Origin of the sequence: Litorilituus lipolyticus, assembly GCF_006439335.1 — a bacterium.
Lineage (GTDB): Bacteria > Pseudomonadota > Gammaproteobacteria > Enterobacterales > Alteromonadaceae > Colwellia > Colwellia lipolytica.
In genome coordinates, this window is the sequence record NZ_SAWY01000041.1 from 204354 (window position 1) to 226320 (window position 21967).

At 37.5% G+C, this 21967-nt stretch carries 19 protein-coding genes; 12 read left to right on the top strand and 7 right to left on the bottom strand.

All coding sequences use genetic code 11. From position 1 onward, the window contains the following. Positions 1–33 precede the first annotated feature (33 nt). The gene (locus tag EPA86_RS17635; protein WP_140605702.1) at positions 34–2313 is read right to left on the bottom strand and encodes an LPS-assembly protein LptD; all 2280 of its coding nucleotides are present in this window, start codon (positions 2311–2313) and stop codon (positions 34–36) included. A gap of 213 nt (positions 2314–2526) precedes the next feature. Between EPA86_RS17635 and djlA the strand changes: the two genes are divergently transcribed. Beyond that, positions 2527–3345 (top strand): co-chaperone DjlA, encoded by an 819-nt coding sequence (gene djlA, locus EPA86_RS17640; protein ID WP_140605703.1) that lies wholly within the window; start codon positions 2527–2529, stop codon positions 3343–3345. 32 nt (positions 3346–3377) lie between these two features. Here the strand turns inward: djlA and EPA86_RS17645 are convergent, their stop codons facing one another. The 3 genes from EPA86_RS17645 to rapA all read right to left on the bottom strand — a co-directional run bounded on the left by EPA86_RS17645 (position 3378) and on the right by rapA (position 8127). Beyond that, positions 3378–4322 carry a DUF3530 family protein gene (locus EPA86_RS17645; RefSeq protein ID WP_246058466.1) on the bottom strand — a complete coding sequence of 315 codons (945 nt, stop codon included), beginning with the start codon at positions 4320–4322 and terminating at the stop codon, positions 3378–3380. Positions 4323–4516: 194 nt separating this feature from the next. Then, on the bottom strand, positions 4517–5185 hold the full coding sequence (locus EPA86_RS17650; RefSeq protein ID WP_140605704.1) for an RluA family pseudouridine synthase: 669 nt from the start codon (positions 5183–5185) through the stop codon (positions 4517–4519). A 23-nt stretch (positions 5186–5208) separates the two neighbouring features. Then, positions 5209–8127 (bottom strand): RNA polymerase-associated protein RapA, encoded by a 2919-nt coding sequence (rapA, locus tag EPA86_RS17655; protein WP_140605705.1) that lies wholly within the window; start codon positions 8125–8127, stop codon positions 5209–5211. Between the two features lie 358 nt (positions 8128–8485). Here rapA and EPA86_RS17660 point away from each other — a divergent pair, with 358 nt between their 5' ends. After that, a complete protein-coding gene (locus tag EPA86_RS17660) occupies positions 8486–9895 on the top strand; it encodes a PhoH family protein (protein ID WP_140605812.1) in 1410 nt (469 codons plus the stop codon). Between the two features lie 23 nt (positions 9896–9918). Here the strand turns inward: EPA86_RS17660 and EPA86_RS17665 are convergent, their stop codons facing one another. Further along, positions 9919–10686, bottom strand: coding sequence for a substrate-binding periplasmic protein (locus EPA86_RS17665; protein WP_170309697.1), 768 nt, complete (start codon positions 10684–10686; stop codon positions 9919–9921). Between the two features lie 127 nt (positions 10687–10813). Between EPA86_RS17665 and EPA86_RS17670 the strand changes: the two genes are divergently transcribed. From EPA86_RS17670 to EPA86_RS17690, 5 genes are all read left to right on the top strand, one after another. Further along, positions 10814–11659, top strand: a complete 846-nt coding sequence (locus EPA86_RS17670; RefSeq protein ID WP_140605707.1) for a hypothetical protein — start codon at positions 10814–10816, stop codon at positions 11657–11659. A 191-nt stretch (positions 11660–11850) separates the two neighbouring features. Then, positions 11851–12591, top strand: a complete 741-nt coding sequence (locus EPA86_RS17675; protein ID WP_140605708.1) for a DUF1538 domain-containing protein — start codon at positions 11851–11853, stop codon at positions 12589–12591. After that, a complete protein-coding gene (locus EPA86_RS17680) occupies positions 12592–13383 on the top strand; it encodes a DUF1538 domain-containing protein (protein ID WP_140605709.1) in 792 nt (263 codons plus the stop codon). Between the two features lies 1 nt (position 13384). Then, positions 13385–13735 (top strand): P-II family nitrogen regulator, encoded by a 351-nt coding sequence (locus EPA86_RS17685; RefSeq protein WP_140605710.1) that lies wholly within the window; start codon positions 13385–13387, stop codon positions 13733–13735. Next, positions 13732–14130 (top strand): CBS domain-containing protein, encoded by a 399-nt coding sequence (locus EPA86_RS17690; RefSeq protein WP_140605711.1) that lies wholly within the window; start codon positions 13732–13734, stop codon positions 14128–14130. Before EPA86_RS17685 ends, EPA86_RS17690 begins: the two co-directional genes overlap by 4 nt. A 76-nt stretch (positions 14131–14206) precedes the next feature. Here EPA86_RS17690 and EPA86_RS17695 read toward each other — a convergent pair whose 3' ends face one another. After that, a complete protein-coding gene (locus EPA86_RS17695; RefSeq protein WP_140605712.1) occupies positions 14207–14929 on the bottom strand; it encodes a type 2 periplasmic-binding domain-containing protein in 723 nt (240 codons plus the stop codon). Positions 14930–15173: 244 nt separating this feature from the next. Here EPA86_RS17695 and EPA86_RS17700 point away from each other — a divergent pair, with 244 nt between their 5' ends. Further along, complete coding sequence (locus EPA86_RS17700; protein ID WP_140605713.1) at positions 15174–15830, top strand: nitroreductase family protein; 657 nt, start codon at positions 15174–15176, stop codon at positions 15828–15830. A 63-nt stretch (positions 15831–15893) separates the two neighbouring features. Here EPA86_RS17700 and EPA86_RS17705 read toward each other — a convergent pair whose 3' ends face one another. Further along, positions 15894–16451, bottom strand: a complete 558-nt coding sequence (locus EPA86_RS17705) for a dihydrofolate reductase family protein (RefSeq protein WP_140605714.1) — start codon at positions 16449–16451, stop codon at positions 15894–15896. 206 nt (positions 16452–16657) lie between these two features. Here EPA86_RS17705 and EPA86_RS17710 point away from each other — a divergent pair, with 206 nt between their 5' ends. The 4 genes from EPA86_RS17710 to EPA86_RS17725 all read left to right on the top strand — a co-directional run bounded on the left by EPA86_RS17710 (position 16658) and on the right by EPA86_RS17725 (position 21935). Then, positions 16658–19771 carry an efflux RND transporter permease subunit gene (locus EPA86_RS17710; RefSeq protein ID WP_140605715.1) on the top strand — a complete coding sequence of 1038 codons (3114 nt, stop codon included), beginning with the start codon at positions 16658–16660 and terminating at the stop codon, positions 19769–19771. A gap of 9 nt (positions 19772–19780) precedes the next feature. Beyond that, the gene (locus EPA86_RS17715) at positions 19781–20845 is read left to right on the top strand and encodes an efflux RND transporter periplasmic adaptor subunit (RefSeq protein ID WP_140605716.1); all 1065 of its coding nucleotides are present in this window, start codon (positions 19781–19783) and stop codon (positions 20843–20845) included. 135 nt (positions 20846–20980) lie between these two features. Further along, positions 20981–21376, top strand: a complete 396-nt coding sequence (locus EPA86_RS17720) for a hypothetical protein (RefSeq protein WP_140605717.1) — start codon at positions 20981–20983, stop codon at positions 21374–21376. After that, the gene (locus EPA86_RS17725; protein ID WP_140605718.1) at positions 21360–21935 is read left to right on the top strand and encodes a methyltransferase domain-containing protein; all 576 of its coding nucleotides are present in this window, start codon (positions 21360–21362) and stop codon (positions 21933–21935) included. The genes EPA86_RS17720 and EPA86_RS17725 overlap by 17 nt, the downstream gene beginning before the upstream one ends. Positions 21936–21967: the final 32 nt, after the last annotated feature.

Here is a 21967-nt window from a genome sequence, read left to right on the forward strand (position 1 = left end):
TCATTTCTTCTTTATCGTTCGCTATTAATAGCGCTAATTATTTAAGTAATAAGGTCGTTTGTAGCCAAATATACTGTCGTCAAACATTTCTTGTGTGCCAATGGCAGATTGTTTTCCATCAAGACCTTTGATGATGAACTGTATCATAAAACCACTATCGAATTCATCGCGGTTTTCATTGATGAAGTCTTCATCGTCAAGATTTGAGTTAATATGGCGATGATAAGCTAAACGAACCGCCCAACAACAGCTTTCATATTGAAAACCAGCATAACTCTCTAAGCTACGATCTTGTCTTAAATCTTGGGTTAACCGACCAACAAAGGCCCAATCTGTATTTATTGCCACACTGGTTAGTAAAGAAACTTGCTCTAAACTATTACCTGAGACATTACGAGTATACCTATGGTTCAATTGAACTGTATTATATTTGTTAAATTGATAATCGAGGTTTACTTGTCCTTTGTTGGTAAAGCTCTCTTCAGTATTATATTGAATGTCACCGCTGATTTGCCATTGATGGTTTATACGATAAAACAAATCAGCAGCAAGTGATGATTGCTGGTTTTCTAGAGAGAATTTATTATCCGCTAAAAGGGTGTCTACAGTATTTTTGTTTGTGGTTATATATTGAATGCGACCTAAGCTTATTCTGAAAACCTCAAGGTTGGACTCATCTAATACGCGGCTGGTAATACCCCATGTATATTGGTTTGCTCCAGCAATCCTATCTAAACCACTGAACCGTCTATCTCTAAATAAACCATTATAGTCATCTTGAAGATTCGTTGTATCGTACAGACCAATATTGCTTTGATCTTCATCGGGTATATATAAATACTGTAGTTGTGGTTCAAAGGTGTGGCGGTAATTCTGACCAAAAGCGGTCATTTGTCGGTCAAAGTTTATACCACCATGAAAACGAATTTTAGGGAGTGTACGTTGGACTGTCTCTTCTAAATCACTATTAAATTGGATGTTATCTTGTTGGTAATAGGTGTGCATTAATTTAACTTCAGAGTTTATAAACCAAGCTGGAGTTGAAACAGGGAACAATAAACCTGCTTCTACATGGTACCTATTGGCTTCAACCTGCGATTTTTCAGCTGCTTGAAAGCTTGTTAGTTCAGAATAAAGTTCAAGTTGCCCTGCTAAAAAGTTGATAGGTTGTTGCGCTGAAATTTCTAAATGCGGCAAGGTTTTATAACTTGGAGAATGGCTACCCAAAACCTCGAAATCTTGAATTTTAAGTGTTGTTTGCCATTGTTCGCCAAAGTAAGCGAGTTCACCCATTTGATACAAGTAGGCATCATTAGAGTTATATTGCCTACTACCAATATCTACTAGGTAGTTATCATCACTCATTGTGGTGTAATCAACATAAGCCCTAAAACCGTCTGAGAAACTGCCAATATGTTGCAAACGGGCTAAATAACGGGGGTCATTGTTATTTTTTAGCGCCTTATCTTTATTAAGATATTCTAAGTCGACTTGTCCTTGTTGAGTACCCCATAAGTACCTAAATTCTGATTGCAGCTGTAAACCACGTTTTGACATATAGTGTGGCGTAATAGTGGCATCTAAGTTTTCTGCAATATTCCAATAAAAAGGTGCTTCAATTTCAAGCCCAGAATTACTTGAACTTTTAATTTTGGGATAGAGAAAGCCTGTAGTTCGCTTTTGAGATACCGGAAATGAAAAATAAGGAATATATAGAATAGGTACGTCTAACACTCTAAATTGCGCATGATATGCTTCACCAAAATCACCATTAGCAGAAAGGTTTATTTCACTCGCCTTAATCTGCCAATCAGGTGTTTCATCCAAACAAGTGGTAAAAGTTGAGTCAACTAAGTTGAGTTGACCATCAGCTGAAATAAATAGTTGGGCCGCACTACCGTGTCCTGGATTGCCGTCTAGCTGGTATGATGCAGCAGTCATTAAAGTAGATTTTTGCGCTTTACTGGCATTTAGTGTTTCGGCAAAGATATTAATATTATTGCTTTGATAGTGAATATCACCAATGGCATCTAGTTGCATTGAAAGGCGATTGAAAGCTAATTCATCGGCAATAATTTTTTGGTTTTTATCAATAAGAGTGACGCCACCACTAAAAGCGGTTATTTGATCTTTTTCTATGCTGGCATATTTAGAAAAAATATTAATACTGTCGTCTGTTACTTCAGGAGTATTCGCCGCAATCTCAGTAAAGGTCGGTATTGGGCAGTTCATAGGCCTAGCTTCAGGCGCTTCACTCTTTATTTCATTGGTATTGGCTTCATTGGTATCAGCTAAAGTCTTTGTAAAGGGCATAAAGACCAAAAAGATAGCGAAAATAAAAACTATTTGTGGGGGAAAAAGCATTTAATGTCCGAAAAAAATTGAAAATTGTTATTATTTGATTTGTTTATCGTGATGAATCAAGTATTTTAACGGCTAATTGCTTTATGATATAGCACTTTTTTTATTGATGCGAATGTCTGCACCGACAAACATTCAGTTTTTGCTTTAAGGTTTATTAATTCTATGCGTGTATGGGGAAAAATTTTAGGGTTTATCTTTGGCTTTATGCTGAGCAAAACCATTATCGGGGCATTAGTAGGTACTTGGTTAGGGCACTTGTTTGATAAAGGCCGAGGCTTTGATTTTAATGGGGTTGTTGGCGGCAAAGAAGATGAAGTTTCACGTCAGGCTGCGTTTTTCTATACTACGTTTTCAGTTATGGGTAATGTAGCCAAAGCAAAAGGGCAAGTGACTAGTCATGAAATTGCTTTTGCTACGGCGTATATGAATAAGTTGGGTTTAACCAGTGAGTTAAAGCAGCAGGCTCAAGATGCGTTTAGAGAAGGTAAGTCAGCAAACTTTCCACTAAAAGAAAGATTAAGAAAATTCAAACAATTAATGGGGAATCGTCATGATTTATTATTAATGTTTTTAGAAATTCAAATTCAAGTGGCTTTTTCTGATGGTGAACTGGATAGTCAAGAGCGCACAGTGCTGCACACTATTGCTAAGCATTTAGGTTACTCAGCGCGAGAGCTTGATAATTTACTAGAAATGATTATTGCGGGTGCTGCATTTCATCAGCAAGGTGGCTATCAGCAGTATCAAGGCAGTCAAGGAGTTAAAAGCGAACAACAAATTGCTAATGCATACAAAGTATTAGGGGTCGCAAAAGACACGCCAATGAGAGACATTAAAAAGGCCTATAAAAAGCTCATGTCCCAGCATCATCCTGATAAACTTATAGCGAAAGGTTTACCCCCAGAAATGATGGAGAGTGCTAAAGAAAAAGCACAAGATATTCAAGCAGCCTACGATGTCATTGTGAAACAAGCCAAATAGTAAACGGCTTAAATAGGTTACTTAAAATTTGACTACCAACCAACGGCTCTTAACCAACTGTGAATTTGACTGAGTAGTTCAACTTCTGGGTAATAACCCGTGACCGTATTATTTAGCTGCCTTTGACGGTAATACACTTTCATTTCTTGCTCAGTTATAGATTTTCGCTGCTTAGCATAGGTTATTGCTTTAGGATGATCATTTTTCAAAAACAAATCCAGAACAGGGTATTCACTCATAGCAAGCTGATGGGCAAAACGTTTATTCTCTTCAAAAGCGAACTCAGCACTTGTGTCAAAGTAGCTACTTAACAAGATCAAAGCATTCGCTGGCTCACTATTTTCCTGACTAAACATATCGATTAATAACGTGCTATGCATACCTTGGCTAACAATTATCACTATGCCAGGGTATTCTTTGGCTTTTGCCATAACCGCTTTAATTAACAAACTAAAATCATTTTTATATGTGCTAATGATTTCTTCATTGGCTTTTTTTTGTTCCGTCGTGTTGATAGCAATGGAAGGGTAGTTATCGGGTTTATTATCAGGCTGAATAGTTATTGTTGTCCAGCCGTGTTCAGGCAATGTGTTGGCCAAATAGTTTATTGCCTTAGGATTAGTTGCACCTTGCTGCCAATCAGGTAGTAAAATAGCAACTCCTTTACTGTTTGCGCTGCTATAGTTTTTAATTAATGTTACGTACTCTGTTGGACCCACCAATAAAGGCGAAATACGCTCTTTAGATAAGTAATGTTTTAGGTCTTGTTTTTGCAGATCGAGTTCTTTTATTGGTAATGGTTGGTTAGATTTCTTTGTTTGCGTAGAGCTGCTTTTTTCCTGCGCTGGATTTGAGGTTTCTTGTTCGCTTTTTTGTTCTGTCGTTTGTTCAGACTTTGCTGGTTCTTGCTGTTCTGCCATGGCGAAAAGTGGCATGAAAGAAAATAGCGATACAAAGATGATGTGTTTAAGTTGCACAGAAAATCCTAATAATTATGGTCAGTAGCGTTTCATTCAAGTGTTATACCATTGAGTATAAAGAAGCGATCACTTTCTTATCCTGCTTGGTATTTATAATGTTTAACATTATTTGTTTTACTGAGTTTTTATCGGCGAGTAAAGGGAAAAGATTAATTAGGTAATTTCTAGCTGATAAATTAATTTTGCATAAATCAAGCGAATGGGCAAGGTGAATAAAACTCAATCACTTCATTAGTCATTGGGTGATATATAGTGAGACTTTGGGCATGAAGTTGCAGCCTTTTGCTGGCTTTTAACGCTTGTGCATGGGCATAAAGCCTATCCCCCAAAATTGGATGACCTAGTGCAAGCATATGCACGCGTAGCTGATGAGAGCGCCCAGTCACCGGAGTTAGCTCAACTAGCGTGCTGCTACTTTCATGAGCTAATACTTTAAAGTGCGTTAGCGAAGGCTTGCCTGAATCAAAGTCTACTTTCTGTTTAGGTCGATTGGGCCAGTCACAAATCAAGGGTAAATCAACACTGCCTTGTGTTTCTTTTAAATGGCCATAAATACGAGCAATATAGTTTTTACTGGTTTTACGTTTCTCAAACTGCTGGCTAATAGCGACATGCGCTTTTTTATTTAATGCCAGTAAAATAATTCCAGAAGTTGCCATGTCTAAACGGTGTACTATGGTTGCCGTGGGCAGTACACGCTGCACTCTGTGCTGTAAACAGTCTTGATGTTCAGGTAAGCGACCAGGCACAGACAGCAAACCGTTGGCTTTATTGACCACAACAAGATCATCATCTTGATAAATAATATCAAGATAAGGTGTCATAGGTGGTTGATAAATAAAGTCGGGGTTTGCCGCCATCTTTCTTCTACTGTATTACTTTGTTAGTGAGTCACTACTATCATTCGAATAGCTTCAAAAGTCAGCTGTGCATGTTCGATGTAATGAGTAAGCTCTTCTTGTTGATGAATTATAAAATCTAATTCAGCTTGGCGAACACTTGGGTTTATTGCTTTGAGTGCAGCTAAGCGTTGGTGCTCTTCTGTTAACTTATCTTGCATACTGGCCAGTGCTTTCACTTGTACTTCACTAATATATTGTTCAGCATGGCTTTCAGCTTTAGTGACTAACGGCCCAATTTGGGATTTTAGCGCTTTAATTAACTGTAAAGCCATTTGCTTTTTCACCGGTGCTAATTGCTTATCTAGTACCGACTCACTGACTTTATCGGCGAGGTTGTTACCTTTTTTATCCACCAAAATGCGAATAGGCGTTGTAGGTAAGTAGCGGTTTAACTGTAAGTGCGCTGGCGCTGTTGCTTCAATGGTAAATAAACACTCAAGGAAAAAAGTGCCTACAGGTAACGCTTCATTTTTTAATAAACCAATACTGGCATTACCAATCTCATCACTAAGTACTAAATCCATGACGCCACGCACCATTGGATGATCCCAAGTGAGCAGTTGGTAATTTTCATTCACTAACGCAGTATCACGATTAAAAGTGATGGTGGTGCCATCTTCTGGTAAGCAAGGGAAGTTGCTATTAAGCATATGCTCACTTTGATTTAATGCGATAGCGTTATCAGCTTTATCATCCTGTTGTACGCCAAATACATCTAATGCTTGGAACATAAATTGAGGGAGTTCAATTTGTTGATCGACTTGGGCAATTTTTTCTACCAACTCATGTGAACGGCCTTGGCCTGAAGAGTTAAGTTCAAGCAGCTTGTCACGGCCAGATTCTAGCTCAGCTTTTACCGCTAAATGCTTTTGCCAACTATCAGTAATTAACTGTTCGGTATTCGCAGAGTTTTGTTCTCCACTTAAGGCTAAGGATAGTAACTCTTTACCAAAGGCATCATAAATGACACGACCAGTAATACAAGTATGCTCAAAAGCTTGCATGCCTTGATGATACCAATCAAAAAGTAATGCTTGGGCAGAATTTTCGAAATAAGGTACGTGCAGGCGAATTTCTTGGGTTTGACCAATACGATCAAGACGACCAATACGCTGCTCAAGTAAATCAGGGTTACTTGGTAGATCGAATAATACTAAGTGATGAGCAAATTGAAAGTTTCGACCTTCACTGCCAATTTCAGAACATAATAATAATTGCGCACTGTCTTCGTCTTGAGCAAAATAAGCGGCCGCTCTGTCACGCTCAAAAATTGATAAGCCTTCATGGAAAACCGCAGAACGTATGCCTTCTTTAACTCGTAATGCTGCTTCTAAATCAATAGCAGTTTGTGCATGAGCACAAATCACCAGAACTTTTTCTTTATTTAATGATTTAAGTAAATCAATTAAGTAACTTACACGAGGATCAAAATCTGTCCAAAAATCAGTTTGGTGATCTAATCCGAACAATATTTCTGGTGTAAAAATTGTTTTTGCCTGCTTTGAGTTAACCAATGATTCAGGACAATCGCTAAGCATGAACTCATTAATACTTTCTTGATATTGCTCAGGCATAGGTAAAGCTTTAGGAACAAGGTGTCTTGCCGGGAATCCTTGGATGGTATTTCTCGAGTTACGAAATAATATTCTGCCTGTGCCGTGGCGATCTAACAGCTGGTTGAGTAATTGTTTTCTTGCGCTAGTTTGAGCTGATTCTTCACTCGTATTAAGTCTTGTTAAGTGCTCAGATATATCTGACTCTTTCAATAATTCAATGAGTGTTGCTTCTTGAGTTTCAGTCAGTCTCTCACCCTCTACTAAAGCATTTGCGGCATCAGCAACTTCGCTGTAATGAGACTCTTCTTCGGTAAATTTTTCATAATCATAGAAACGATCAGGATCGAGTAAACGTAAACGGGCAAAATGGCTTTCATGGCCAAGCTGATCTGGCGTAGCTGTTAGTAATAGAACACCCGGTATTACTTGTGCTAATTGTTCAACACATTGATATTCAATGCTTGGGTTACCTTGTTGCCAGTTAAGGTGGTGTGCTTCATCAACCACCATTAAATCCCACTCTTCACTAATGAGTGCTTCATACCACTGTGGGTTATCGGTAATGAAACCTAAATTAACGAGTACCAGTTGTTCAGTGCTAAAAGGATTGGTTTGTTCGTTTTCATCACCAGCGGTTTCAACACAGCGATCAGCATCAAAAATGCTAAATTTTAAGTTGAATCGGCGAAGCATCTCGACGAGCCATTGATGCATTAATGATTCAGGTACAATAATTAAGACTCGCTTAGCTCGGCCTGTAACCAGTTGTTGATGAATAATTAGACCCGCTTCAATGGTTTTACCTAAACCGACTTCATCGGCAAGTAATACACGAGGCGCAAATCGATTGCCGACTTCATCGGCAATATAGAGTTGATGAGGTATTAAACTAACACGGCCACCCGTTAAGCCCACTAAGTCAGACTGTTGTTGCTGAAATTGGTGCTGTAGGCAATCTTTACGTAGTCTAAACCAATCTAACCTATCTACTTGGCTATTGAGTAATCTATCGTGTGGTTTATTGAATTTTATAAAGTGATCTATCATCACCTCTTTTAATGCCGTGGTTTCACCGTTATCTTGGCGGACACCTTGATAAGTTAATAGGCCGTTATTTTCACTTACACTTTCAACTTTTAACATCCAACCTTCATGGCTAGGAATGATATCGCCCTTGTTAAAGATAACGCGTGTTAATGGCGCATTTTCTTTGGCATATTGACGAGATTCACCTGTTGCAGTAAACATGATGTTGACAAACCGGTGCTCGACACCGGTAACGGTACCTAAACCTTGATCTGATTCACTGTCACTAATCCAACGTTGACCGGGTTGAAATGGCATAGGAAATTCTCTCCAACTACTAAAAAATGGCTAACTAAAATCCCTAATAAACTCAGGGATAAAAAAGGGGCGCTATAGTACTCTTAATCATAGAAGTGATCATTAAAAAAATAACTAAAGTCACTAAAAAATCTACTTGCTAGTTGCTGAGTTTACTGGCAATGTGAAGGTGAGATAATTAGAAAATGATAGTCGAAACAAGGATTTTTAATCTCTTTGGCTTAACTATCTAAGCAGTAATTTCTAATAAGCTATAATTAACATGGCGTTAAATAGAAAGCTTATTTTCTCAATGTTTTTATTTTTTTGTATCGGTTTTGTCAGTTAATCATGGAGATTGCTTATGGCTGAGAAGAATATGAATAATGAAAAAGCGACACCCAGTATTTCCTTTGAACAACCTATTATCTACATCTTAGATACTAATATATTACTTCACGAACCTTTTGCCTTTTTGTCTTTTAAAGAACATGACGTTGTTGTCCCTATGACAGTGTTAGAAGAGTTAGACTCAATAAAAGATAGGCGTAAAGATGTTTCAAGAGATGCTCGCGTAGCAATTCGAGCACTTGAAGATACACTATCAAACGCTAGTCCTGAAGAAGTGTTAGCAGGGGTGAAATTACCAGAAAACGATGAGCAGCACCCTAGTGGCTGTTTATCTATTATTAATGATTACTCGTTAGAGCAAACTGCCAATACCTTATCGTTCAATGAAAATGATAACCGCATTATTAATGCGGCGCTTCATATACAAAAGAAAAATCCAAATAAAAAAATCGTGCTAGTCACCAAAGATATTAATATGCGCCTGAAAGCGAAGGGAGCAGGGCTGGCACATGTTGAAGATTATAGAACAGATCAACTCATTGATGATGTTAAGTTTTTAACTAAAGGTTATCATCAATTTGAAGGTGACTTCTGGCAACAAGTAACGGCTTGTGAGAGTGAAACAGAAGGGCGACAAACCACTCATATTATTGATAAAGCTACTTTACCTTTAACTTATATTAATGAATATCTCATTGATGAAACAGAGCACTTTGCTGCGAAAGTGACGGGCTTTGATGATGAAAAGATATCAATGTTAGATTTAAGTTATGAACGCTTAATGGGTAAAAATGCTTGGGGAATCCACCCTAAGAATATTTATCAAGGTATGGCGATGGATGCCTTACTTGACCCCAATATTGAACTGGTTATTCTTACAGGGCCGGCAGGGTGCGGTAAAACCTTACTTGCCCTAGCTACAGCCCTTGAACAAGTCATAGAACGCGGGCTTTATGACAAGATAATTGTGACGCGAAGTACGCCTGAAATAGCTGAGTCTATTGGCTTTTTGCCAGGTACAGAAGAAGAGAAGATGGCGCCTTGGTTGGCGGCAATTACTGACTCTCTTGAGGTGTTGCACTCTCAAGATGAAAATATGAATGGTAGCCTTAACTATATAATGGACAAGGCAAACATTCAGTTTAAATCGGTAAACTTTATGCGAGGGCGTAGTATTCAAAATGCTCTGGTGTTACTCGATGAGTGTCAAAATTTAACAGCCTCTCAATTGAAAACAATTATTACCCGTTGTGGTGAAGGAACTAAGTTAATTTGTAGTGGTAATCTTGCGCAAATTGATAGTAACTATTTAACCGCTGTAACATCGGGTTTAACTTACATTGTTGAAAGATTTAAAGACTTTCCTGGTAGTGCCACAGTTAACCTTAATGGTGTAGTGCGAAGTCGACTTGCTTCTTTTGCGGAAGAAAATTTGTAGCAATAATCAACACAGTAGGTTGATTATGACTGATTAGCTTTCTTCCATTGCTCAAAACTATGGCTGACCTGCTTAATTATTTGCGGGTCAGTCCCTTTACTTAATGCCATGCAATGTTCTGCTTGCTTTCCTTTATGAATGGTCAGGCCAGCGAGAAAATCAATATCTTTTTCGCCTAAGTTGTTTAAACGATAGCGGAAGGATTCTTCAGATTGAACAACCACATCAACTCGACCATTTAATAGCTTTAATAGATTAGTTTCTTCGTTTGCAGAAACATCTAAATTAATGCCATCTTTAAAGCCATTATCTAATAAATATTGATGGCTATTGTCACCACGCATGATACCTACAACGGCTTTCTTTAATGCGGCTAATGAATTTACGTCAATCTTGTTGGTTGATAACTTATAAATATGTATAGGGGTGGCTTTATGTATTGGACAAAACCAATGAAAGTGAGGTTTTCTTTCTTCAGTTTTATAGATGGAATAAATTAACACATTCGGTTTAGTTATTGCTATATGATAACTTCTGGCCCATGGGTAAATATTGATATGGTAGTTAATGCCTGATTTATTCAGGATCTCTTTGACTTGATCGGTCACAATCCCGCTGACTTCTTTATCAGCAATGATAAATGGAGGCCAGCTTTCACTAACTACTTCAAGTTCAAGGTCTTTCGCTTGTCCAAAAGAGCTATAAAAGATTGCAAGATATATAAGGAAAAAGTACTTCATTTTTTGATGGTAACTACTTACAAAGCCTAATGCTAGTGAAACGTTATTCATATTGATAAGTTTGTTCATATGAGAATAGGTTAGTAAATGTATTTCGCTTCATAGCAAGTTTTGAATAATAACCTATAATTTTTTTATCACTTCTGTATTATTGTTTATAGTATGTTGAGAGGTGGTTATGCAAATAAGTGGAGTAATTATTCGTTTTTCTATATTTATTTTGCTTGGTGCTTTCTCATTGTTTGTTGATGCCGCAAAGATTCAAATCCACTCTGATAATGCATTCGATGTTGAAAGCTTATTAAGTTTATCTCCTACCAGTCTCTCAGTTGAAAGTAACTTAGCCGTATTGGAACTACCCGATAAAAATTTATCCTTAGCACTTGTACCTTTTAAACGTTCGCTGAAATTTATGGAAGATGGACAATCTGTTTGTGTATTGAATCGTATAAAAACAGAAAAACGTGCTAAAGAATATTTATTCAGCTATCCAGTGAATATATTTATAAACCGCCGTTTATATCAGTTAGCTGATTTAGCGCCTTTATCTTCTTCTCCTGTGGATTTGTCTGAGCTTTTTAATCAGTTTCCATCTCGAAGGCTGATAGTTTCTAGTCAGCTATCTTATGGTGATGAGCTGGATAAAATTATTAAGGATATTCCCAAAAAAAATATTATTGTGCGCGACTCAGGAAGCCAAAATCGAGGAGTTATTGAAATGTTTCTTAAAAAGCGTGCAGAATATGCGTTATTCACTCCGCAGGAATTTGTTGGTGAAGGCTATGAATTTACTGCAAATAGTTATGAAATCAAACATGTTGAGCCATATATAGTTGGTCACGTGATGTGTGCACCTACCGTTGAAAATGAAGCCTTTATAAAACAAGTTAATGCCAAAATTCAAGCCTTAGTAAAAGATCAAACTATGTACAATATTCATTTGAATGGCATGAGTCCTAGGCAACAAGATTATTTTCGCTCTTATTATCAACGTGTTTATCAAGATCTTTTATCTTCTCACTAGCTTACTTTGTTATCTCACATTTTTATTTAATTATCTCTGTCTAATGAGAGGCTTTTAACAGCCTTTTTATTTATATAGATCAATAAACTTAGTGATAAATTCACTATTTTCAAAATTAGACTTTTTTCCTATTTTACCCGTGTAAAAAATAGCCTACAGTGGTAAACAACCACGGAGGTATGTAATAAGAAATGAAATCTTCTTTGCTTAATTTCTTACAGGCTTGTTTAAATAGTCTGCGGGATTTATTGCCCATTGTCTTTGTTGTGGCATTTTTTCAACTTGCTGTTCTGCAACAGCCTTTGCCTGACTTTTTTAATATCTTAATTGGCCTTTTACTAGTGGTATTAGGTTTGACTTTTTTTATTATTGGCCTAGAAATGAGCCTGTTTCCTATTGGTGAAACAATGGCCAATGCTTTAGCTAAAAAAGGTAGTATCTTTTGGTTAATGACTTTTGCATTTTGCTTGGGCTTTGGTACGACAATTGCTGAACCAGCTTTAATTGCTGTAGCTGATGAAGCGGCAGATGTTGCAGCAGAAGCAGGGATTATTCTAGCTAATGCTGATGCTAAAGAAAGTTATGCCTCGGGTTTAAGGTATACAGTAGCATTCTCTGTTGGCTTTGCCATTATTTTAGGTGTGCTCCGTATTATAAAGGGCTGGCCTATTCATCGCATAATTATTGCGGGTTATGTTTTAGTGGTAACAATTACCTTTTTTGCCCCGAAAGAAATTATAGGTATTGCCTATGATTCTGGCGGTGTTACTACATCGACAATTACTGTGCCTTTAGTAACCGCTTTAGGGGTGGGATTATCTTCTTCGATTAAAGGTAGAAATCCCATGATAGATGGCTTTGGCTTAATCGCATTTGCTTCTCTCACACCAATGATTTTTGTTATGATTTACGGCATAGTGATAGGAGGTTAAATGATTGAACTAATTAAGCAATTTTTGATGACCTTCGCTGATACTTTTTATGATGTTATTCCAATAATCACCATATTTTTAGCATTTCAGTTTATTGTAATTCGCAGACCATTAGCGAACCCTATCAAGTTAGGTATTGGATTTTTCTATGTATTATTAGGGCTAACACTCTTTTTGATGGGGCTTGAAAAAGCGCTGTTTCCTCTTGGTGAATTGATGGCGACACAATTGACCAGTTCAGAGTTTATTTACGATACTCCCAGTTATAGTGATATTCATTGGGGGGACTTTTATTGGGTTTATATCTTTGCCTTTGCTATTGGTTTTAGTACGACCATAGCTGAACCATCATTGATGGCTGTTGCGATAAAAGCTCATGAAGTCTCGGGTGGGGCTATTCATCCTTGGGGGTTGAGAATATCAGTGGCTTTAGGTGTCGCAATAGGGATAAGTTTAGGCGTATACCGCATTATTGTGGGAGACCCTATTCATTACTATATTGCCACAGGTTATGTTTTTGTTATATTCCAAACCTTTAAAGCGCCTAAGTTAATTGTACCACTTGCTTATGATTCTGGTGGTGTAACAACGTCTACGGTTACTGTGCCACTTGTGGCAGCACTTGGGCTCGGGTTAGCATCAACAATTCCTGGCAGAAGCCCGTTAATTGATGGCTTTGGCTTAATTGCCTTTGCTAGTTTATTTCCAATGATCACTGTAATGGCATACGCACAATTAAGCCAATGGTATGCTGATAAACAAAACAAGATTAAACAAGAAGAGAGTAAATAATATGCATTTTAAACTTATTGTTGCTTTTGTTGATGATAGTAAAACCGATATTGTAATGAAAGCAGCGCGAGAAGCAGGCGCAACTGGCGCAACGGTAATCAATAATGCGCGTGGTGAAGGGTTAAATACCAAGAAAACATTTTTCGGTATGAGCCTAGAAACGCAGCGAGATGTTTTGCTGTTTGTGGTTGAGCAACACCTTTGTCGTCATATCCTTGAAACCATTGATAAAAAAGGTAAGTTCGATGAGACTGCAGGCACAGGTATTGCCTTTAGTTTAGATATTGATGATGTCGTTGGTGTTAAACATCAGGTAAGCGAATTATATAAAAAGATTGAGGATGAGATATGAGCCATAAACTTGTACAAGTCAAAGATGTATTGAATGATCGATTTCATATGGTTGATGGTAAATTAACTGTGTTGGAAGCAATGAAAGTAGCACAGAAATACGGCAGTGAAGCATTAGTTATTGAGAAACGTCATGATCATGATGAGTTTGGTTTTGTTACTTTAGCTGACATTGCTAAGCAAGTGATTAGTAAAGATAAGTCACCAGAGCGAGTTAATGTGTATGAAATAATGGCTAAACCTGTTTTAGGAGTTAGGCCTGATATGGATGTTCGTTATTGTGCTCGACTATTTGAACGCTTTGGTATTTCGAAAGCACCTGTAATAGATGGTGAAGAGGTATTGGGCATGGTTGGTTATGAAGATATTGTGCTTAAGGGTATGTATTCTGAATAGAAATGCTGTTTTATTTTAGCTGTAAATAGCAACTAACTTGTTGAGTGAGAGAATATTACCCAACAAATACTCGTTTTTATTGAACAAGTTTATAGTTGCTATAATGCTCTTTCTTGTTAATTTGACTTAATGTATTCCAAATCTTTTCTGATAGGTTTGGGTGAGCATTATAGAAATCATTATTGATAATGAAGTAACCATCATGCTCCCTAATAGGGGTTGTGTTTAACTGACTATTGTCAGGTATTGCTTTTGTCTTGCAATCAATGATGGAAGCGGATACACGTTTTCCTTTTAGGAGAGTGTAAGCTGTTTTGAGTGAATCAGTTTTGTAAACGATAAAACCAAGTTGTTGTAATTGTTCTGTTATATGATAGCCATAAGGGATTGCTATTACTGGCGGTGACTCAAAAAATAGCTTTTTACCGTCCCAACTTAAGAGTGCAGAGTCGTGTTTTAGCAAACAGGTTGATAATACTTCAAATGCTCTAGAGTTATCTAACTGTTTACCTTTCATAGGGTAGCGTCCATAAGTCGCTCTATCTTTTGAATAACTGCCTATGATGGCCGTTACTTCTCCTGTTTTTAGCATACTTAAACAGCGCGCCCATGGTTTTCTAATAAAATTAATATTAATTTCATTCACCTTTTGATTGAGCTCAATGAGAATATCGACGACTGTCCCGGCATTTTCACTTGGAACTGTGGTTGAGTTGCCAGTGAAATGTGGGTAAAACTCTTTATTTTCATAGCAAAATAAAAAGGTAAGCGGACTATTTTCTGCGAAGGCAGGTCTCAAGCTTGCTATTAATAAACATAAGCTTAATAATGCAATGAACTGCTTTGTGACCTTTATTTTAGGCATCAAATAATATGTAAATTTAAATGTTTAGTGAAACAAAGTATAGACAAGAGAATGTGAATGAGTGAACAGGTGAAGACTTTTATTTGTTTGCTGAACTAATGAGCTAAATATGCAGTAAGTTCTACACTTCATTAGTAAACACTGAACATTTGAGCAATAACAAAGTTTTTGGAAAATTATGAATAACCCAATAATCAATGATTTAAAATGGCGAAGAACAACAAAACGTTATGATGCAACGCGTAAGGTTTCACCAGAAGAACTGGGCATATTTTTAGAGGCATTACGTTTGTCTGCTTCATCGATTAACTCTCAACCTTGGCGGTTTATTGTGATAGAAAGTGATGAGGCGAAAAGCCGTATGGATAAGACTTTCGTTAATATGCACCACTATAATAGGCCTCATGTTTTTGATAGTTCTCATATTATTTTATTTGCCTATAACCCTAAATATACACGTGAGGATTATGCCAAAGTAGTTGATAAGGGGATTGCTGATCAACGAGTAGATCCTGAAAATAGAGAAGCTGCATTTGCTGTTTATTCATTCGCTGAAATGAATACCTTAGCAGATGGTGATACCAGTGCTTGGACAAAAGCACAAACGTATATTGCTTTAGGCAATGCCCTTCATACTTTAGCGCGTATGAAGATAGATGCGACTCCTCTTGAGGGAATTGATACCCTTTTAGTGAATGAAGAATTCAAACCAGAATTAGCGGGCTATCAATGTGATGTTGCATTAGCCATTGGCTATCATCATGAAGAAGATGACTTTAATGCCAAACTACCTAAATCACGACTAGCATTTGAAGATATTATCGTAAAAATTTAATTATAATAACAAGCGCTGTTAAATTCAGCGCTTGCGTTAATTATTGTTTGGTTCACGCAATGATTAATATTTAAAGCGATACGTTATTTGGGTGAAGTTATTGGCAAAAGCTTTGGCTCTTGCTTGCTCTAACGCTACAGTGACTTGGCTAAACAATGGGATGCCTTCACCTAGAATGATAGGTGCTACAGTAATCGTGATGTCACTGATGAGTTGTAATTTAATAAAAGAACAAATTGTGGTCCCGCCATCAATATAAGCATGGGTTAAGCCGTCGTCTTCTAAATGTTGAACTAACTGATTTATATCGCCAGAATAAAGTGACATGTTATATTGCTGCAGGTTCTCGGGTAAGGTTGTTAAGGTATTACTCAAAACCATAATACGAGTATCACCGTAGGGCCATTGTGCAGGTAATAAGTTAAAGCTAGATAACTTCTCCATGCATTTTCGCCCGATAATCATGCAATCAACGGATGTCATAAATTGCTTGAAGCCCATATCGCTGTCTTCAGCTAAATCTACTGATTTATCTCCAGCATTTTCTAGCCAATCCACACTGCCTGATTTTGTTGCAATGTAACCATCTAAACTTGTGGCAATAAAGGCTGAACATTTCATAAACACTCCTGTAGATTTTTGGTGAAAAACTTTAAGCTAACTATCGAAGATAGCTTAATTATTTTACGCCATAACAGCCACTAAATGTAACTAGGTATTTCATTAACACTGTTCATCGTATTTTTTAGCTAACTTAGCTCAACTTTTTTCTTTTTAAATGCACTATAAATATACTAGGTCTATAAAAAAGGATTGAGTTAAAAAATATGAATTACACACGGGTCGCCTTAAAAAACCCTGCTGCCATCATCGTTATTGTGGCTTTGGTCATGGTATTTGGCATGATGAGTGTCTTTAAATTACCTCTGCAGTTAACACCTGATATAGAACAACCTCAAATTAGTATTTTTACTGGCTGGCGCAGCGCCGCACCTTCTGAGCTTGAATCGGTGATTATTGAACCTATTGAGAATGTTGTTAAAAATACTCAAGGGGTAACTAAAGTGACCACAAGTATCGGACAGGGCTTTGGTAGCATTACCTTAACTTTTGACGTTGGTGCCGACATGCAAAAGGCAATGCTTGATGTAATTAACAATTTAAATCAGGCGCCTCCATTACCCCTAGACGCGATTGAACCCGTGGTTTCAGCCGGTGGTGGTCGAGGAGGTCCAAATACAGCTTCATTAATGATTAAGACATTGCCAGATAATCCTGCAGAAGATTTAGGACAATATCAAAAACTTATTGAGGATGTAGTGCAACCTCGTTTTGCTCGTATTCCTGGTATGGGACAAGTTAATCTGGCGAGTCATCGTCCAAGAGAGCTTCGTATCACTTTTGATCCAGTCAGAGCAGCCTCTTTAGGGCTATCCATTGCCGATATTAGTTCAACAATTTCTCGATCGAGTGATGTATCGGGTGGTGTGGCTAATGTTGGAAGAAGGCAATATACCGTTAGATTTTCTGGCCAATATAGCATTGATAACTTAACTGAAATGATCATAGGTTATAGTGATGATAGACCTATTTATTTAAAAGATATTGCGACAGTAGAGAATACCTTAGTTGATCGTTTTGGCTTTAATTTACGTAGCGGTCAGCCATCCTATTATTTTACTTTAGTTCGTCAAAATGATGCTAATACGGTGCAGTTACTTGATGAAATAAATATTGCCATAAAAGAATTAAACGAAGGGCCAATGAAGGCTGCTGGATTAACTATTGATTTAAGTTTTGATTCTTCTGTGCATATTCGAAATGCGCTAAAGTTGGTACAGAATAACTTGGGTTTAGGGGTGATATTAGCGTTAATTATATTATGGCTATTTCTTAGAGGAGTTAGAAACACCTTAATTATTGCCACCACCATTCCTATTTCTTTATTAGTCGCTTTTGTTGCATTAACCGTTTTTGAACGCACATTAAATGTCATTTCTTTAGCGGGTTTAGCGTTTTCTGTTGGCTTAGTTTTAGATGCTGCGATTATTGTGCAAGAAAACATTGTTCGTTTGCGAAGCCAAGGCATGGAAAATCATAAGGCTGTCTTAAAGGGCACGCTTGAGGTAACTGGTGCGTTGTTTGCTTCTACGGCAACAAGTGTTGCTATCTTTTTGCCAATTTTATTTATGGAAGGTATAGAGGGGCAGTTATTCTCTGATCTTGCGTTGACTTTATCCATAGCCGTTATTGCTTCATTGTTAGCAGCTATTACCGTATTGCCTATTGCTAGTAAATATTGGCTTAAAGAAGAAAAAGAAGTCGACCCATTTGCTCATTATTGGCAGAAATTAACGCTTATTGTGATGAGATTAACGAATAACCGAGTTAAACGTATAGGTTGGATTAGTTTACTCTTGGGTGGCTCTATTGCCATCAGTGTTGTTTTATTACCTAAAACTGATTTTATGCCTAGAGCACCTATTGATGGCTTTTTCTATAGCCTAAATATGCCACCAGGCGGTAATGTTGATTTTATTGAGCATGAAATGGCGACATTGGTTAAATCACGCTTAGCGCCTTACTTATCCGGTGAGAAATTACCCAAAATTAAAAGTTATAATTTCTACTCTTTTGGCTCTGGTTCGACTGGCGGTTTTATTTATTCTGACGATCCTACTCGTGTTGAAGAGCTGATGAATGCAGTGCGTACCGAAGTTTTATCAGACTTACCCGATACGCAAGTGTTTTTGTTTAGAGGGTCAATGATTAATGTTTCTGGTGGTGGCAACGGCAGAACCATTGATATTGATATTAATGGCTCAGACATCGAAGCATTAATGGACGTTGCACAAGTAGGTATCAATGCAATTCAGAGTAAAATGCAGGGGACAACGGCTTTTCCTATTCCTAGTTTAAGTTTAGCTGAACCTGAGCTTAATTTGATTCCAAATGATCAACGGATCACTCAAGCTGGTTTGACTCGTCGAGACGTTGCTAATGCGATTAGGGCTTATACCAGTGGTTTATTCATTGGTGAGTACTTTGATGGTAACGACAGAGTGAATGTGATATTACGAGGCGAACAGTGGGATACACCTGATGAGTTGGCAGCATTACCTATTCACTCACCATTAGCGGGTAGTCAAACCATTGGAGAGTTGACACAAATTAATCGAACAGCAGGGCCAACACAGTTGCGACGTGTTGATGGTAAGCGAACGATAAGTATTCAAGTATCACCACCAGCGACGATGTCGTTAGAAGAAGCCATCGCAATATTGAATGAGCAAATTATTCCTGAAATGGAAAAGCAGCTACCAGAGAATGCCGCCATATTATTAAGCGGTAATGCCAACAAAATGGCTTCTGCTATTTCTGATATGGTGAAAAACTTTATTTTAGCCTTAGTAATATTGTTCTTATTGATGACAGCACTGTTTAAGTCTGCCAAAGACAGTATTTTAGTTTTATTAGTTATGCCACTTGCGGTTTCTGGTGGGGTCATGGGCTTGAGTGTCCTGAATATTTTTGCCTATCAGTCACTCGATTTATTAACCATGATTGGCTTTATTATTTTATTAGGTTTAGTGGTTAATAACGCTATCTTATTGGTTGATCAAACAAGACAGGCTGAATTTAGTGGTTTATCACGCTGTAATGCCGTGGCACAAGCTATTCGCATTAGAGCAAGACCTGTTTATATGAGTACATTGACTAGCATCTTTGGTATGTTGCCGCTGATGTTAATGCCAGGTGTAGGTAGTGAAATATATCGTGGTTTAGCCACGGTGATTGTTGGTGGAATGACAGTAAGTGCTTTATTTACTTTGATATTATTTCCAAGCTTATTGAGACTTACTGAAACAGCTAAGAAAAATGATAACGGGCAAGTTGTGCCTATTGTTCCAGCAGAAGAATTACGCGTGAGTAACCGCTAGGAGAGCGCTATGTTAAATGACATTCAAAATAAGATAAAAAAATTAGCGTGGAGCAGTGCTTTACTATTAGTGGCATCATTCACTGTTAGTGCTGCTAATAATGCTGGTAAACCGGTTAAAGTCGATACAGTGCAACGCATGGTATTAGCTTCAACGACAGACTTAAATGCAACTTTATATAGTCGCTCTCATATTCCTATTACTGCTGGAGTAAGTGGCAGGTTGGATAGTATCGCTGAGCCGGGAGCCTTTGTTGAAAAAGGCGATGTTCTGGTAAGTTTAGATTTAGTACCTTTACAGTTAAGGCAAGCAGAGCAGCAAGCTCAAATTAAGCGCGAGCAAATTAATTTAGCTTATTTGAAAAAGGAGCTTTCTCGTCTAGAAAAGTTAAGCCAAACTAAGGCGACTTCACAATTTCAGTTAGATCAAACACGTTCAGAATATGAGCTAGCGTCAGCTGATTTAGACATTGCTCGTTTGAGGTTGAAGCAAGTCGAAGATCAATTAGCAAGAGCTATTATAAAAGCTCCTTTTGCCGGTGTAGTGACAGAGCGTCTTGTTAGAACTGGCACTGATGTAAATAGAAGTGACGTATTACTCAAGTTACTTGATACACAAAATCTTGAAGCAAGGTTATATATTCCTATTAAATATTTAGCCTTTGTTAATAAAGGTGATGAATTAAGTATGACTGCTAGCGATAAGTCAGTTTCGGGGGTTGTCTTTGCTAAAATACCTCGTGCTGATCCTCGTTCACAAACCTTTGAAGTTAGATTGACTATTCCTAAGTCACTAAATGATTATTGGGCAGCGGGTCAATTGGTACGTGTTACTGTGCCTACACAAGCTGCAAAAGAAGGATTGACTGTACATCGTGACGCATTGATTTTACGTAAAGATGGTACTTATGTCGTAAAAGTTGATGCTGAAAATAAGGTAAGTCGTTTGTTAGTGGAAGTGGGTCAAGGTGATAAAGAGCGAGTAACCATTAAAGGCGCGTTAAATAATGGTGATAAAGTGGCTATTCGTGGTGCTGAACGTTTAAACGATGGTGAAACTGTTGTTATTCAATAACCACAATATTCAGTAACAGTGTCGAACTTAACCCAAGTTAAGTATTTATTAGAGAGCTTTGACAAGCTTTTTCGCATTCACTAGTATTGGCTACGAAGAAAACCGTGCTAGTGAATACAATTGACGTAATAACTGATGAATTTAGCAATTTTTCCACCATTTAAAGGTAAGCGTTGGCTTAAAATTTTATTGAGAAGCATCCATTTAGTTGGGTTCTCAGGAGTATTTGCCTATATTTTGTTTGATGAACCTCAAGTAATTTATTGGGTGATTATGCTGGCTTCAGGAGTGGGGTTATTGGTCGTTGAAGCCTTTTCTAACTTGTTATGGTTTGTGCAAGTTAGAGCGCTTTTTATGTATATAAAATTAATCTTACTCGCCATTGTTTTTCTCTACCCCAGTTATGCCTTGCATAGCTTTATCACAATTATCATTATGTCTGGCATTATTTCACATGCGCCAAGTTCATTAAGGTATTTTTCATTCGTTCATTTCAAAAAGGTACAGTCTATTCATGACATCAAAGGTTAATATCAACGAGCCAGCGAGTGAATTATTACTGAAAAGTTTGGCTTATTTGGCGCCATTAAGTATTGACTATCCAATATTAGATTTAGCCTGTGGGCATGGGCGAAATGGCTTATGTTTACTTGAAGGTGGTCATGATGTGGTATTTGCGGATAGGAGCTTAGAGTCCTTAGCGTATATAAAAAAGTCACTTCGTCATGAACTCTATCAAGAGAGTAAAGAATATGCCTCTTTTTGGCATGTAGACTTTGAGCAAGCAAACTTTAAGCAATTAGCAGAGAAACAATATTCGGCTATTGTGGTGTTTCGTTATTTACATAGAGCTTTGTTTGAACAAATTAAGCAGGCTATTATTCCGGGTGGTTTGATTGTTTATGAAACTTTTACAACCGAGCAAGCAAAATTTGGTAAGCCCTCTAATCCTGATTTCTTATTAAAAGAAAATGAGTTGAAAACATATTTTTCGGATTGGAAGGTTTTGCATTATTTTGAAGGAGTTGTTAAATCAAATAATAATAACTCACAGGCCATTGCACAAATTATCGCTATAAAACCAGAGTGATTTTTGATGTTATCTTGCATATGTATTATTAA

Bases quoted from the DNA above. Each gene is read 5' to 3' on its own strand.
- EPA86_RS17725 (WP_140605718.1), top strand. From the start codon at position 21,360: ATGACATCAAAGGTTAATATCAACGAGCCAGCGAGTGAATTATTACTG.
- EPA86_RS17685 (WP_140605710.1), top strand. From the start codon at position 13,385: ATGCATTTTAAACTTATTGTTGCTTTTGTTGATGATAGTAAAACCGAT.
- EPA86_RS17690 (WP_140605711.1), top strand. From the start codon at position 13,732: ATGAGCCATAAACTTGTACAAGTCAAAGATGTATTGAATGATCGATTT.
- EPA86_RS17675 (WP_140605708.1), top strand. From the start codon at position 11,851: ATGAAATCTTCTTTGCTTAATTTCTTACAGGCTTGTTTAAATAGTCTG.
- EPA86_RS17680 (WP_140605709.1), top strand. From the start codon at position 12,592: ATGATTGAACTAATTAAGCAATTTTTGATGACCTTCGCTGATACTTTT.
- EPA86_RS17705 (WP_140605714.1), bottom strand. From the start codon at position 16,451: ATGAAATGTTCAGCCTTTATTGCCACAAGTTTAGATGGTTACATTGCA.
- EPA86_RS17700 (WP_140605713.1), top strand. From the start codon at position 15,174: ATGAATAACCCAATAATCAATGATTTAAAATGGCGAAGAACAACAAAA.
- EPA86_RS17710 (WP_140605715.1), top strand. From the start codon at position 16,658: ATGAATTACACACGGGTCGCCTTAAAAAACCCTGCTGCCATCATCGTT.
- EPA86_RS17720 (WP_140605717.1), top strand. From the start codon at position 20,981: ATGAATTTAGCAATTTTTCCACCATTTAAAGGTAAGCGTTGGCTTAAA.
- EPA86_RS17670 (WP_140605707.1), top strand. From the start codon at position 10,814: ATGCAAATAAGTGGAGTAATTATTCGTTTTTCTATATTTATTTTGCTT.
- EPA86_RS17665 (WP_170309697.1), bottom strand. From the start codon at position 10,686: ATGAATAACGTTTCACTAGCATTAGGCTTTGTAAGTAGTTACCATCAA.
- rapA (WP_140605705.1), bottom strand. From the start codon at position 8,127: ATGCCATTTCAACCCGGTCAACGTTGGATTAGTGACAGTGAATCAGAT.
- EPA86_RS17715 (WP_140605716.1), top strand. From the start codon at position 19,781: ATGTTAAATGACATTCAAAATAAGATAAAAAAATTAGCGTGGAGCAGT.
- EPA86_RS17635 (WP_140605702.1), bottom strand. From the start codon at position 2,313: ATGCCCTTTACAAAGACTTTAGCTGATACCAATGAAGCCAATACCAAT.
- EPA86_RS17650 (WP_140605704.1), bottom strand. From the start codon at position 5,185: ATGGCGGCAAACCCCGACTTTATTTATCAACCACCTATGACACCTTAT.
- djlA (WP_140605703.1), top strand. From the start codon at position 2,527: ATGCGTGTATGGGGAAAAATTTTAGGGTTTATCTTTGGCTTTATGCTG.
- EPA86_RS17660 (WP_140605812.1), top strand. From the start codon at position 8,486: ATGAATAATGAAAAAGCGACACCCAGTATTTCCTTTGAACAACCTATT.